Genomic DNA, 13,345 nt, shown 5'->3' with positions numbered 1-13,345 from the left:
GTTAAAGTGTCAATAATGAAAAAGGTAAAGCTGACTACCGGGGCATTCGTGTCATTACCGGAGCATTTTACGGCGAGCGAAGAGCCCGCCCAACAAGCCCGTGAAGCAGCCGACGAGCAGGCCGCCGACATGAGCGCCGTTGGCGATTTCGCCGAAACCGATCATCGAGACCAGCCCGGACAGGCACAGCGCCAGCCATACCAGCATCATCACCAGGACCCCACGGGGCAAGTGATAGGCCGGGTTCGGCGCCAGCAGTTGATAGATCCAGCAGTGGCCCAGCAGGCCGTACAACACACCTGACAAGCCACCGAACAGCGTCGCGCCGCTGACAGCATACTGAACGAAGTTGGACACGAGGCTGAACAGCAGCGTCAGCCCGAGCAGGTTGATGCTGCCCTGGCGCGCTTCGATCCGCCGCCCCAGCTCCCAGTACCACATGCCATTCATGGCGATGTGCAGGAAGCCGAAGTGAATCAGCATCGGCGTCACCAGGCGCCACCACTGCCCTGCCGCCAGGCTGTCGGCCAGGGGCGAGAACTGGATGTAGTCACCGACCACACGAAATTCCAGGAAGGTCAGCCATCGCAACACCTGGAGATTATCGCCCAGCAGGGTCACGGCGCTGACTATCAGACTCAGCAGCAATACCAGGGCGGTGACGGGGCTTCGGATCAGTTGTTCGACGACCCCGGGCCGTCGCGTGTCGGTGCCCATGGTTGGAAGCTCCAACGTCTGCTCCGGATCGCCTACCGGAAAACGCGCGTACAGGGAGCGCACGTCTTCACCGATTTCGTCCGGCACCCAGAGCACCTGCTCGCCCGCCTCTTCGCTGACGCGGTGAGGCACTTGCATGCGCTGCAGGAGCTTGACGAAACCGCTCAGGTCCACCGCCAAAGGCAGGCGCAACACCGCGACAAGGTTCATTTCACCATCTCCGGACGCTCCACATCGACCCAGACGAATTTATGCGGGTCCAGCTGGGTTTCCTGGTCCAGGCGATAGGCGGCCAATTTGCCGTAGAGCACCGCACTGTAGTCCAGGCAGGCCAGGTTCGCGCGGATCGGCGCGGGTTTTCCGCTGCGCCAGTAGTGACCGACAAACAGTAGTGGCTCATCGGCACCATAGCGCAGCAGGTTGTTCTTTTCATCCGGGGATAGCGGCCTGCGGGCCACCGGCTCGGGCAAGGCATCGGGCTGGAACACGATGTCCCCGTAGGTTTTCGGATCGTCCTCCCAGAACTTGGTGCGAAAGAACGAACGGGTCAGGCCATCGCCCCCGGTCAGGGTCATGCCGTGGGGCAGGCGCATGTCGGTGCCGCGCAGCAAGCGATCGAACACCGTGCAGGCGAAACTGCCCGCCTGCGCCGAAGCCTGGAGGAAGGGTTCGTCGACCCGACCATCCGGGAACAGGCCCCGCAACGGTTCTATCAAGCCGGCATCCCAGCAGGCGTGCACCACCCGGAAGCGACCGGCATCGACGAACAGCGGCAGTTCATAGAACCACTGGAGGAAGTCATGCCATTCGCCAGGGTATTGCTCGAACTGGGTCAGGGTTTCCTTGAGCAGGCGGGCATGGCGCGGCGTGTGTTCGCGCACATGGCGCTGGCCGCTGCCGGGCGGTGCCGGCGTGCTCCAGCCCAGGGCGTTGAACTCGTGGTTGCCCATGATGCACAACGCCTGGCCGGCCACGACCATGTCGTGGACGATGTGCAACGCCTCGCGGATCCGCGGCCCACGGTCGATGATATCGCCCAGGAATACAGCCATGCGCGACGGATGCCGCCAGACCCCGCCCTGCTTGTGGTAACCGAGTCGGTCCAGCAGGTGTTCCAGGGTCAGGGCGCATCCGTGCACGTCACCGATCAGATCGTAACTGCGCGCAGGATCGAGCATCAGTCGCCTCTACCTCCCAATCGACTGCCCCAGCCGAGCTTGGTCCGGCAGACTTCGTAGTAATTGTGATCCAGAGGATGGATCAGGCGCAGCTTCTGCGCCTTCTTGCTGACGGTGATGGTGTCGCCCGGCGCGCAGGTGAAATGGTTCTGGCCATCGCAGGACACTTGCGGGTAGATCTGCATATCCTTGGACACGACGATTTTCAGCTCACTGTTGCCATCGACCACGATAGGTCGCCCAGACAAGGTATGGGGGTACATGGGCACAATCACAATAGCGTCGAGCTTGGGATGCATGATCGGGCCACCGGCGGACAGCGCGTAGGCGGTGGAGCCGGTGGGCGTGGCGACGATCAGGCCGTCGGCCTTCTGGCTGCAGACGAACTGACCGTCGATGTACAACTCGAATTCGATCATGCGCGTGGATTTGCCGGGATGCAGCACCACGTCGTTGAGGGCGTCGCCCTGGCCGATGGCCTCGGCATGACGGCGGACCTCGGCTTGTAGCAGAAAGCGGTTTTCCACCAGATAATGGCCGTCGAGCACCTCGGCCACTTTGGTTTCCAGCTCATCGGGGCGGATGTCGGTGAGGAAACCGAGGCTGCCTCGGTTGATCCCCAACACCGGAATGTTGTGCCGCGCCAGGGCCCTGGCGGCCCCCAGCAGGCTGCCGTCGCCACCGACCACAATGACCATGTCGCAGACTTCACCGAGCATCTTGCGCGACGACGTCTGCAGGCCATGCCCCGGCAGGACTTCGGCGATGGTATCTTCGAGGATCACATGCAGGTGTCGCTCCAGGAGAAACCGTTTGAGGCGGCGAACGGTATCCAGGACCTGCGAACTGCCCAGGCGACCGATGATGCCGATATTGCGAAATTGCTCCATGGGGCTCCTGCGAGGGTCTGCGGCGGGCGAAAAACCCGATTATGGGCGAAAGCGGCCCATAGACAAAATGCTTTAAGCCTTCCCTAAAGGCTATGCTCGCAAAATGATCCTGTTTCCCGAACTGCTGGACCTGCCCCGCCGCTTGCGCCACCCCGAGGTGCGCGATCTTGCGTGGGTGATACTCGCCCCACCGATGCTCATCGACGCGCCCTGGCCCCAACGTCATCCCCTGACCGGCAGCGATTGGGTGCAGCATCCCCACCAACTGGAACATTGGCTGCAACAGCTGGACCGCGACAGTTACCCGCTGCTGCACTGGCTGTCCCAGGGCCGGACCCAACGCCTGGGCCTCTATTACGAACGGTTATGGCAATTTGCTGTGCGGCATGCGCCGGGCATCGAGCTGATTGCCGCGAACCTGCCGATCCGCCGCGACGGCCAGACCCTGGGTGAACTCGACCTGCTGCTGCGCGATAAGGATGGCATCCATCATCTGGAACTGGCGATCAAGCTGTACCTGGGGCCGCAGCAGGGTGACGGCCGCGACCCCGCGCAGTGGCTTGGTCCGGGCTGCCACGACCGGCTCGACCGTAAACTGACCCATCTGCGGGAGCACCAGCTACCGATCTCGGCGCGCCCGGAGAGCCGTGAAGCCCTGGCGGCACTGGGCGTTGAATCCTCGGGCCTCGAGCGGTTCCGCTCCGAGCTGTGGCTGGGGGGCTACCTGCTCTATCCCTGGCCCGGACAGGCCGAACCGCCAGGGGGCGCGCATCCCAGGCATCTGCGCGGCAGTTGGCTGCGCCAACGCGACTGGCCGGCGTTCATTGCCCAGCGCCCGCCGGGCCGCTGGCAACCCCTGCCCCGCGCCGCCTGGCTGGCGCCGGCCCACTATCCGGCGGAGCAGACCTGGAATACCGGGCAACTGGACGCCTGGCGAATGGCCCTGGACCCGATGGCGCCTGCACAGTTGATGGTGCGCCTGAGTGAAAACGCCAGCGGTGAGTGGGAAGAGGCCGAGCGGGTGTTCCTGGTGGCGGATCCGTGGCCGGATGTGCCGGGTAATGGTTGAGCTTTGCGGCGTCTGAGCGGCCGACTTCGCGAGCAAGCCCGCTCCCACAGAAGGAAGGCATTTCAAATGTGGGAGCGGGCTTGCTCGCGAAGGGGTCACCACAGTTTAAAAGGACAAGCGCAACGCCAGCGCCGCCAACGTCACCAGCAACACCGGCACCGTCAACACAATCCCAACCTTGAAGTAATACCCCCAGCCGATCTGAATATTCTTGCGCTCCAATACATGCAACCAAAGCAAGGTCGCCAGGCTGCCGATGGGTGTAATTTTCGGCCCCAGGTCGCTGCCGATGACATTGGCGTAGACCATCGCTTCCTTCACGGCACCAGTGGCATGGCTGGCATCGATGGACAACGCACCGACCAGCACCGTCGGCAGGTTGTTCATGACCGACGAGAGCAACGCCGTCAACACCCCAGTGCCCATGGCCGCGCCCCACACGCCATAACCGGCGAAAGCGTCGAGCCACCCGGCCAAGTAGTCAGTCAGCCCCGCGTTGCGCAGGCCATAGACCACCAGGTACATGCCCAGGGAAAAAATCACGATCTGCCACGGCGCTTCCTTCATGGCCTTGCGGGTGGAGATCTTGTGACCGCGCGCGGCGACGGCCAGCAGCAACGCGGCGCAAACGGCCGAAATGGCGCTGATGGGAATGCCCAGGGGCTCCAGGGCAAAGCACCCCAACAACAGAATCACCAGCACGGCCCAACCGGCATAGAACGTGGCGCTGTCGTGGATGGCACTGGCCGGATCGTCCAGTTGATGCGGGTCGTAGTCACGGGGGATATCGTGGCGGAAAAACCACATCAGGATCGCCAGACTGGCCGCCACCGCCACCAGGTTCACCGGCACCATCACCGCCGCGTAGCGGTTGAAACCGATGCCGAAGAAGTCCGCCGAGACGATATTCACCAGGTTCGACACCACCAGCGGCAGGCTCGCGGTGTCGGCAATGAAACCGGCCCCCATCACGAACGCCAGGGTCGCCGCCGGGGAAAAACGCAGGGCCAGCAGCATGGAAATCACGATAGGCGTGAGGATCAGCGCCGCGCCGTCATTGGCGAACAACGCCGACACCAGGGCACCGAGCAGCACCATGTAGGCAAACAGCTTGCGCCCGCTGCCCCGCCCCCAGCGAGCCACATGCAGGGCCGCCCAGGCGAAGAACCCCGCTTCATCCAGCAACAGGCTGATGATGATCAGCGCGACGAAGGTACCGGTGGCATTCCAGATGATCTGCCACACCAACGGGATGTCGGAGATCTGCACCACCCCGCTCAACAACGCCAGCAGCGCGCCGAACGTCGCGCTCCAGCCGACGCCGAGCCCTTTGGGTTGCCAGATCACCAGGGTTATGGTCAGCAGGAAAATCAATGACGCGACAAGCATGCGCTACAGCCTTGGAAAGAGGGATTGATAAAAAGCGTCGGCCACCGATCCAGTTGGCGTGACGCAACTGCCAGGTGCCTGGAGATGTTCGGCTGGCTCAGGTCCAGCGCCGCAGTGAGTGCATAGACGCACATTCTTCCTCGCGGGCCACCAACAGCGCAATGCGGGTGCGGGTGCGGGTGCGGCTGTCGTCGGCCAGAGCCTTGAAGACATCGACGGAATTGTGGGGACTGGACATGACGGCAAAAAGTCTGGGCAAGCGAAGGGCGAATATAGGGAAACCCGAATATCCAGTAAAGTAATGGATTGGCATTGCACGCCCCCCGTGGTGAGGGGATTACTTGACCAGTTCAAAGCGCCCCCTGTGGCGAGGGGATTTATCCCCTCGCCACAGGTTGATGCCTGGCAAGTTAGCGCGGATCGCCGTTATCCAGCGCCCGGTTGGCCAGCAATCCGCCCAACTCGATCAACTGCTGAATGCCCAATGCTACATGTCGTCGCGAACCATCCAGCTCGAAGGCCAGGTCGCTGATCATCGCGTCGGCAGAGGCCAGGGTTTCACTAAGGTTGGCGAGCAGGCACTCGGTGTCGACGCCATTCACAACGGTGAAGAGCTGGCCTGGCGGTGGATTCGGGTCGGATTCAGGTTTTAGGTAGAAGTCGAGGGCTCGTTTGGCGGCTTTGTCGAAGTCGGCGGGGTTTGGATCGGTGTCTGGTGGATTGGGTGTTGGTTTGAACATGATGAAACTCCGATGCATTCTGAAAAGGAGCCATCACCCTCTCGCTACCAAACGAATTGGGCGGTGGCCATACGAAGGTTGGTAGACCGGGCATCGGAGCCGGCGCCTCCGAAAAGGCCCTGCGCATGGCCACCAAAAGGCGAAGCGCATGGCTGCGCTTGCAGAAGATGACGCTATGCACCCAAAGCCCGGGCTACCAAACCCGATCACTGATCAATCAGCGACCCGCAAACGATAGAACCCGCCCCCCAGGCGCACAAGCCGGCGGATTCTGGCGCAGTTGTAGGCAATGGCGCAAGGCGGTGTAGCCTGGGAGCGGCTACGTCCTACGCAGGAACTTTCATTCTCGAAATAAATGCGTCCCCTTTCCTCCTACTGTCAGAGCTGACAGTAGAGCGGGGATTTGAAGCGATATATAAAGCCCGTGGCGAGGGAGCTTGCTCCCGCTCGGTTGCGCAGCGACCGCCAAAGGGGCCTGCTGCGCAGTCCAACGGGAGCAAGCCCCCTCGCCACGGAGAGGTGGAAGGTGCCATCTGGCGTGGATCAATTACTTGTCTGATCCGCTGTCAAAGCGAACGAATGCGGATGTCGTCGACTTCAGTCACTTGGTTTTCCGCTTGCTGTTTTCCATTAAAAATTTCTATCTGCACCGTTTCGTGGGTCGGTTCAAAAGTAATTGAGAACGGTCTCCAAATAGAAGTGAGCCCGCTGGGCTCATGTAAATGCCCGGCCACCCTAAATTTTAACAGCCCCTCATGCCCAGCCCCCCTACGAGCGAGCAGACTGAACTCATACCTGGCTCCGGGACGCAACCCTTCTATGTTCCTTTGTATAGTTGACAGCTGTGTAGCTGCAGATCCAAGCCGGCAGTAGTAATTACCGGCCTCCTGTCTGATCGCAACGATTCCGCCAGATAGCCAGCCATTCATGTCCCCATTCGTAAAGGGAGTGTAGTGTTCGAAAGGAGCTTGATTGGCCAAGGCATAGATACGCAACGGGAAGACCACCGCCTCGCTCTCGCTGGTACTGCGGTTGAAGGTAACCTCCAGCACAACCTTCAGCTCGGAGCCATCAAGCAATTTTTCAAGTTCAGCGCGCGGGATGGACCTCGACAGCCCCGCAGTCACTTCGCTCGAATCAACCTCAGTGCCGGTGGCAAGCGTAATCGTCTGGTCCGAGCCATCACTGGCAGTGCCCTCACAACGCAGCCAGACCCGCTGGCCAGCGGCAATCAGCGGCCAGGGTGCCGCCGTGACTCGGGCATCCCCCGTGAAGCTACCCAGGTCCAACTCATTACCGATCCCCCCCTGGGCCGCCTCCAGAATCAGCGGCATCGCCAGGCTGGCCACGGGCATCGCTTGCACATTCAATGTAAACGTATCCGAGGGAGGCGACTCCACGCCAGCCTGGATCACCGTATAGGTGACGGTCACCGCCTTGCCCAAGCTAAACGCCACTACGCGGTTGTCGATCGGCACTTCCCAACCGTCCCTGACCGGCCATTCGTCCGAGGTGTAGGAACCTTCGGCGGGCGTGCCCGGAGCACCGGTCCAGGTGACTTTCAGTTTGTCGTCAGGCAGCAGCGCGGCATTGGTCGGCACCACGACCGTCAGCGTGTCCCTGGCATTGACCGGGTTCAGGGTGGCACCGTTGGCTTCTTTCACCGAGGGGGCCGTCAGTTCCAGGGCCGAACCGACCGTCAGGTGTCGGACGATGGAATTACCCAGCAAGGTAGTGCCCCGGGTGACGGAGTAGCTGACATCCACGGTGCCGTTGAGGTTTTCAGTGACGTACCTGAACGGCACGGTAAAGGGCACCACCTTGCCCGCCGTGTTGCCCGTCAAGGTTCTCGACTGGTCCGGGGCATTGCTCGACGAGCCGCGCCAGCGCAGCACGACGACATCCTCGGGCAGGGTCGCGGTGTAGGTGGCGATGACGTTGGCGCCGATGGCGGGGTTGACGTCGTCCGGGTTCAGCACGTCATTGGGCGCTTCCACCACCGTAGGGATCGGCAGCGACGGCGCGGCCGCACCCACCGTCAAGATCAAGGACTCTGACTCGGGCTGACCGTTCACGCTGTAGTACACCGTGAGCGAGCCGCCATCCAGACGTTTGACCTGTTCTTTTTCCAGGTTCGCCAATACCGGCGCACCAACCGCTTCATCGCCCACGATCGCTATCACTTCATGGTAAGTCGGAAGCGTGGTGGAGGTACGGCCGTCGCAAATGATGATGATCTCATCGCCAGCGACACGTCCCGGATAATAGGGAACGGAAAGCGTGTAGAAATTCAAGTCCGGGTCCAGCGTACCGCCCACGGCCTCGACAATTTCAGGCGCCAGGTATTGGCGGGCATCACCGACCACGGTCACGGACTTGCTTTTCGACGGCTGATCCTCCTCACCACTGCGCACCCGCACGTAACGCACCGAGGCACGGCCCATGGCGATGGCCGCGACATCGGCATATGGGATGGTGAAGTCGTAGAAGTAAGGAATGGTGGTCACCGTCTGTTCCAGCGGGCCGACGATCACCGGAGAACTGTCCGCGGCCGTGCCGCGCCAGGTCAGGCGCAACAGATCATCCACGGCATGTTCATAGCGGTTGGCGGCAACACGCACGATGACAGGGTCCCCGGCCAGCTCGGCGAGATCAATTTCGTCGACGGGAGAACCGTTGACCAGCACCAACGGCGGATCGAGCCCGTCGTTGTTGAGGTCGACGAGAATCTGGGTCACTGCTGACCAGCGCCAGTATCCGCCTGGATAATTACCGCACTCATCCACCACCTGATAAGCGATGGCAAGGCCATCGCTGTCACCGGCTCGTTCGATGGTTTCAAGGGGAATAGTGACGATAATGTCCTGGCCCTCCTCGCCATCGAGCACCTTGCGATAGACATTCTCAGAACCCCAGGCCACATTGATCCTGTCGTTGCGACGCATATGATCGTAAGCCTTGATGGTAATCTCCACGCCGGCCGCGGCCTCTTCCGGTCCAACACCGTTGTCAAGGATGTCCTGAGGTATGGAATAGCGTAAACCCGAGTGGCCCGGCGTGCCTTGGTCCTCATCGAAACCGCCGGGCGGGTCGAGTTTGACCAACAGTTTCCACTGCGGCTGCGACTCTATGGGAATGCTCCCACCGACGCGCAGCACACTGTAGAACACCGGAAAAGCATCGCCCCTGACGATGTGCCCCTCATCGATACGGAAAGTCAGTTGCTGGTCCTTTTGCGCCAGATCGATCGTGGTACTCCAGACGGGGGTGGCCGTGTCATTCCAGTAGAACTTGAAGGTGTCGCCCACTTCCATCGATGTCCAGGGATCGACGACGCAGAGCAAACCGCCTTCCGCCAGCCGAGCCGGGATACCGGCATCATAGTTCTCGACGGGAATCGTCCAGCCGGGGAGCCAAGGGGGATCAAGGCTCAGAGGGTTGTTGTCGGGCACATAACGCGGAGGAAATCGCTTTTTCATGGGAAAACACCTCGACGCTTGAAGGGCTGCCAATAAAACAGTAGAGGCGCAGTGAACGTGAGGTCATTAGGACGCGTTGGGATAAGAGCGTCTACTGTCAGAGCTGACAGTAGAGTGGGGATCTAAATCGATATATAAAAAACCCGTAACGAGGAAACAAGCGCCCCTCGCCACGGGCATCCCTCATGGGTGGGGACGGATCAGACCTTTTTGTACTGCTCGACCCACTGGCCATAGGCATTGATGAATGTCTGCAGGAACGGCTTCACCGACTCCGACACATGACCCGCTTCATCGAACGCCGTGCCCGCATTGCTCAGGTAGCCTTCTGGTTGCTGCATGCACGGCACATTAAGGAACACTAGAGACTGGCGCAGATGGTGATTGGCGCCAAAACCGCCGATGGCACCCGGCGATGCGCTGATCACCGCACCGGGTTTGCCACTCAGGCAGCTCTGGCCGTAGGGGCGCGAACCGACGTCGATGGCGTTCTTCAACGGTGCTGGCACGGAACGGTTGTACTCCGGCGTGACGAACAGCAAGGCATCGGCTGCGCCCACCTGCTGGCGGAAGGTGCTATAGGCAGCGGGGGGCGAGACGTCGATGTCTTCATTGTAGAGCGGCAGGTCGCCTATCTCGACGATCTCCAGCTTCAGGTTGGCAGGCGCCAGATCCGCCAGCGCCAGTGCCAACTTGCGATTGATCGAGGCCTTGCGCAGGCTTCCCACTAAAACGGCCACTGTATAGACATTACTCATTGGATGTTCTCGGCTAGGGATCAAAGGGGACTCTATTTATAGATGATCGGGCGGATTATTGGACCAGCGGAAAACCGAAAACCTGCCGTCTGGACTATTTTTTTCTTGTAGGAAAACTTACCGCGCATGACCTGGGTCTACAGAACCGTAAATCGAGTGATCTATTTCCAGAGGTTCTAAGCAATGGCAGCAGTACTTGTCGGACAATTCCATGCGCGGGACGCCGAAGGTCGCGTCTATTCGGTGCATGAATTCCAGGAATCGACCCCGTCGCCGGACGGAAACGGCAAGGAGCCTGTCACCACTTACAAGCTGGCCATCGGTGATCGTGTCAGCAAGCTCGATGAAGACAGGTTCCTGCTGGTGCAGTCCGGCATTGAATTGGTGCGTGAACCCGAAACGCAAATAGCTTTATGACATAAGCAGAAGTCATGCCCGGACTTGGGTTAGGATTCAGCCATTGAATGGCTCCCCCGCCGCACTTGGACTTCTTGCATGCGACTACGCCACATCGAAGTGATCCAGGCGCTGCTGCAGACTGGCCACCTAGGCACCGCGGCCGAATGGCTGCAATTGCCGGTGGCTGAAGTCGAGTCGACCCTGCGCGATGCCGAAGCTCAGTTGGGCTTCATGTTGTTCGCCAGCGTTCGCGGACGCTTGCAGGCTACTCGAGAAGCCCTTGAACTGCGCGACGGCATCACTGGCGTGTACGACGCCCTCGAGCCGGTGCAGCGCTTGGCCAGCAGTTTGAAACACTATCAGGCGCCGCCCCTGCGGATCATCTGCACCCCGCCACTGGCCCAGCAATTGTTGCCCCGCAGCATGGCCGCCCTACGCCGCCGCTACCCGGATGCGCCGTGTACGCTGCTGAGCCAGCCGACCCGTGAGATCGTCCGCAGCCTGCTGCTGCGCGACAGCGACCTGGGCCTGAGCCTGCATGACCCCGAGCACCCCGACATCCATTGCCAGATGATTGCCCAGGGCAAACTGCAATTGCTGGCCCCCCACGGCTGGCTGCAGCCACGGCAAAAGTACATTTCGCTTCAGGATCTGGCGGGCCAGTCGCTGGTGGGGCTCGATGGCCAGGACCCACTGAGCCCTGCGTTCGACAATAAACTCGGAGCGCTGCGCCCGGCGCCGGTGATCCAGATTCGCGTCCAGACCCACCAGATGATGCGCGCCATGGTCGAGGCCGGCGAAGGCCTGGCCGTCGTCGATCCCTTTACCGCCTCGGGTGCCAAGGATGGCGGGCTGGACGTATGCCCGGTGTCGCCCGCCATCCCCATCTGCCTCTACGCCCTGCACCTGACCGCCGCCTCTCCTTCACCCGCGCTTCAAGCGCTGCTGGAGCTGGTTACGGAACAAGCCGAGGCGTTGCTGAGCCATTGACCGACATGCCCAGCGGATCGTCGAACAACCGGTACCAGAACAACGCCACTTCAGCGGTATGCCGGTCGATGCCGCGATAGCGCAACTGATCGATGCCGCCGAGCACATAGCCACAGCGCTCGTAGAGCCGACAGGCTCCCAGGTTGTTGTTCTGGGTTTCCAGCATGATCCCTGGCAATTTTTTCTTGCGGCTCCAGAATTGCGCCACGTCGAGCAGGGCCTTGGCCACCCCGTGACGACGGGCCGGGGCATGCACCGCCAGTTCGTCGATGTGGGCAAAGCCGTTCCAGTTGGTGCTGATCACCAGATGCCCCACCGGCTGATCGTCCAGGTAGGCCATGAAGATTTCGCTGTCCGGGGCATCGTGGAAGCTGCTGAACTCTTCCGGATCGATGCCATAGCACTTTTGATAGGGAACAATGGGCGTTACCGGCCATTGGCTCACGGGTCGACCGATCTGCGCCGTGCCGTAGGCGCTGACTTCGAAACTGAAATCACTGCCCCATATGTACGCAGCGAAGCCGTCATCGACGACCCGCACCGACAGGCCGGGGTGTTTGGGATTCATGACCGACTGCATACTAAAAAACGTCCTCATTCCTTGAGCCAACCGACGGCGCGTCGCAATCCATTGCCCTTGCCTCTCGAAACTGTGTACATCAAGCGGCTACCCATGGACTGCCGTTTACCTCAGGTTAGAAGGTACTGACGATTGTGGCGAGCGATGAACAATAAACAATGACACTACTGCCCCTGTAGGAGCGGGTTTGCTCGCGAAAGCGGTGGGTCAGACAACAATTGGTCGCCCGATACACCGCATTCGCGAGCAAGCCCGCTCCCACAGGGGGCACTGGTCAATTCCTCACTGGCTGGCCTCAGCCAACTGCGTCCACAGTGCCGGGGCACCGGCGGACTTGGCGATGGCTTCCAGACGTGCGGCATGTTCGGCCAGGTCGTTTTCACTGGCACGGATGATCCGGGCGGGCCGACGGTCGGCGGGCAAACGCCGGATTTCGCTGGCCTGTGCACCCGAGCCCTCGCCGGTCCCATTACCGTCCGACGCGTTGCCGGCCAGGGACAGGCTGGTCTGGCCGCCGGTCATGGTCAGGTAGACGTCGGCAAGGATCTCGGAGTCGAGCAAGGCGCCGTGCAGTTCACGGCCGGAGTTGTCGACGCCATACCGCTTGCACAAGGCATCGAGGCTGTTGCGCTGCCCCGGGTGCCGCTCGCGGGCCATGACCAGGGTATCGAGGATGGTGCAATGCTGGCTGATGTCGGCCCGGTCGTGCTGGCCCATCAAGGCGAATTCGTTGTTGATGAAGCCAACGTCGAACGCCGCGTTATGAATGATCAGCTGCGCGCCCTGGATGAATTCGAAGAACTCATCGGCCACCTCGGCGAAACGCGGCTTACCCACCAGGAATTCGTTGGTGATGCCGTGGACGCCGATGGCGCCCTCGTCACTTTCGCGGTCCGGTTGCAGGTAGACGTGGAAATGGCGACCGGTCAGCCGTCGACCGATCAGCTCGACACAGCCGATCTCGATAATCCGGTGACCATCGGTCACCGGCATGCCGGTGGTTTCGGTATCCAGTACAACAGATCTGTTGGCCATCAGTGTTCAGCTCTCAACGGGCATGCTTGCAAAAGCGGGGATGGTAACACGCGCCTGCCGGGAATCGCGGAACACGCTTTTGTGGCGAGGGATTTATCCCCTCGCCACAAGGTATATATGC

The 13,345-nt window shown here is 61.1% G+C and carries 14 protein-coding genes; 3 read left to right on the top strand and 11 right to left on the bottom strand.

The window, feature by feature from the left end; all coding sequences use genetic code 11:
• Positions 1-54: 54 nt before the first annotated feature.
• From FBX99_RS21810 to FBX99_RS21800, 3 genes are read right to left on the bottom strand one after another with little or no spacing between them, the layout of a single operon-like run.
• Positions 55-927, bottom strand: coding sequence for a rhomboid family intramembrane serine protease (locus FBX99_RS21810; RefSeq protein ID WP_144929889.1), 873 nt, complete (start codon positions 925-927; stop codon positions 55-57).
• Positions 924-1,898, bottom strand: coding sequence for a metallophosphoesterase (locus FBX99_RS21805; protein WP_178112028.1), 975 nt, complete (start codon positions 1,896-1,898; stop codon positions 924-926). Before FBX99_RS21805 ends, FBX99_RS21810 begins: the two co-directional genes overlap by 4 nt.
• Positions 1,895-2,785, bottom strand: coding sequence for an NAD(+) kinase (locus FBX99_RS21800; protein ID WP_024776985.1), 891 nt, complete (start codon positions 2,783-2,785; stop codon positions 1,895-1,897). Before FBX99_RS21800 ends, FBX99_RS21805 begins: the two co-directional genes overlap by 4 nt.
• A gap of 103 nt (positions 2,786-2,888) precedes the next feature.
• On the opposite strand from FBX99_RS21800, the gene FBX99_RS21795 reads away from it, so the two are divergent.
• A complete protein-coding gene (locus tag FBX99_RS21795) occupies positions 2,889-3,854 on the top strand; it encodes a DUF1853 family protein (protein ID WP_144929887.1) in 966 nt (321 codons plus the stop codon).
• Between the two features lie 105 nt (positions 3,855-3,959).
• Here the strand turns inward: FBX99_RS21795 and FBX99_RS21790 are convergent, their stop codons facing one another.
• From FBX99_RS21790 to FBX99_RS21770, 6 genes are all read right to left on the bottom strand, one after another.
• Complete coding sequence (locus FBX99_RS21790; RefSeq protein WP_144924977.1) at positions 3,960-5,243, bottom strand: arsenic transporter; 1,284 nt, start codon at positions 5,241-5,243, stop codon at positions 3,960-3,962.
• A complete protein-coding gene (locus FBX99_RS29665; protein ID WP_371921396.1) occupies positions 5,225-5,377 on the bottom strand; it encodes an ArsR family transcriptional regulator in 153 nt (50 codons plus the stop codon). Before FBX99_RS29665 ends, FBX99_RS21790 begins: the two co-directional genes overlap by 19 nt.
• On the bottom strand, positions 5,341-5,481 hold the full coding sequence (locus tag FBX99_RS21785; protein ID WP_371921397.1) for a hypothetical protein: 141 nt from the start codon (positions 5,479-5,481) through the stop codon (positions 5,341-5,343). The genes FBX99_RS29665 and FBX99_RS21785 overlap by 37 nt, the downstream gene beginning before the upstream one ends.
• A gap of 172 nt (positions 5,482-5,653) precedes the next feature.
• Positions 5,654-5,983: a DUF6124 family protein gene (locus FBX99_RS21780; RefSeq protein WP_144924980.1), complete on the bottom strand. Its 330-nt coding sequence runs from the start codon at positions 5,981-5,983 to the stop codon at positions 5,654-5,656.
• A gap of 566 nt (positions 5,984-6,549) precedes the next feature.
• Positions 6,550-9,462 carry a hypothetical protein gene (locus FBX99_RS21775; RefSeq protein ID WP_145132863.1) on the bottom strand — a complete coding sequence of 971 codons (2,913 nt, stop codon included), beginning with the start codon at positions 9,460-9,462 and terminating at the stop codon, positions 6,550-6,552.
• A 200-nt stretch (positions 9,463-9,662) separates the two neighbouring features.
• Entirely contained in the window at positions 9,663-10,220 is a 558-nt protein-coding gene (locus FBX99_RS21770) for an NADPH-dependent FMN reductase (protein ID WP_144924989.1), read from the bottom strand.
• A 183-nt stretch (positions 10,221-10,403) separates the two neighbouring features.
• On the opposite strand from FBX99_RS21770, the gene FBX99_RS21765 reads away from it, so the two are divergent.
• Together FBX99_RS21765 and FBX99_RS21760 are read left to right on the top strand one after the other, a co-directional pair.
• On the top strand, positions 10,404-10,637 hold the full coding sequence (locus FBX99_RS21765; RefSeq protein ID WP_024776992.1) for a hypothetical protein: 234 nt from the start codon (positions 10,404-10,406) through the stop codon (positions 10,635-10,637).
• A 78-nt stretch (positions 10,638-10,715) separates the two neighbouring features.
• On the top strand, positions 10,716-11,609 hold the full coding sequence (locus FBX99_RS21760) for a LysR family transcriptional regulator (RefSeq protein ID WP_145132861.1): 894 nt from the start codon (positions 10,716-10,718) through the stop codon (positions 11,607-11,609).
• Here the strand turns inward: FBX99_RS21760 and FBX99_RS21755 are convergent.
• Positions 11,575-12,189 carry a GNAT family N-acetyltransferase gene (locus FBX99_RS21755; protein ID WP_145132859.1) on the bottom strand — a complete coding sequence of 205 codons (615 nt, stop codon included), beginning with the start codon at positions 12,187-12,189 and terminating at the stop codon, positions 11,575-11,577. The two genes, FBX99_RS21760 and FBX99_RS21755, sit on opposite strands and share 35 nt — an antisense overlap.
• A gap of 282 nt (positions 12,190-12,471) precedes the next feature.
• Positions 12,472-13,224, bottom strand: a complete 753-nt coding sequence (gene dnaQ / locus FBX99_RS21750) for a DNA polymerase III subunit epsilon (protein ID WP_145132857.1) — start codon at positions 13,222-13,224, stop codon at positions 12,472-12,474.
• Positions 13,225-13,345: the final 121 nt, after the last annotated feature.

The organism is Pseudomonas sp. SJZ074 (assembly GCF_007828215.1).
Lineage (GTDB): Bacteria > Pseudomonadota > Gammaproteobacteria > Pseudomonadales > Pseudomonadaceae > Aquipseudomonas.
Note: the sequence above shows the minus strand (reverse complement) of the source record. Positions and strands in the feature narration are given on the sequence as shown.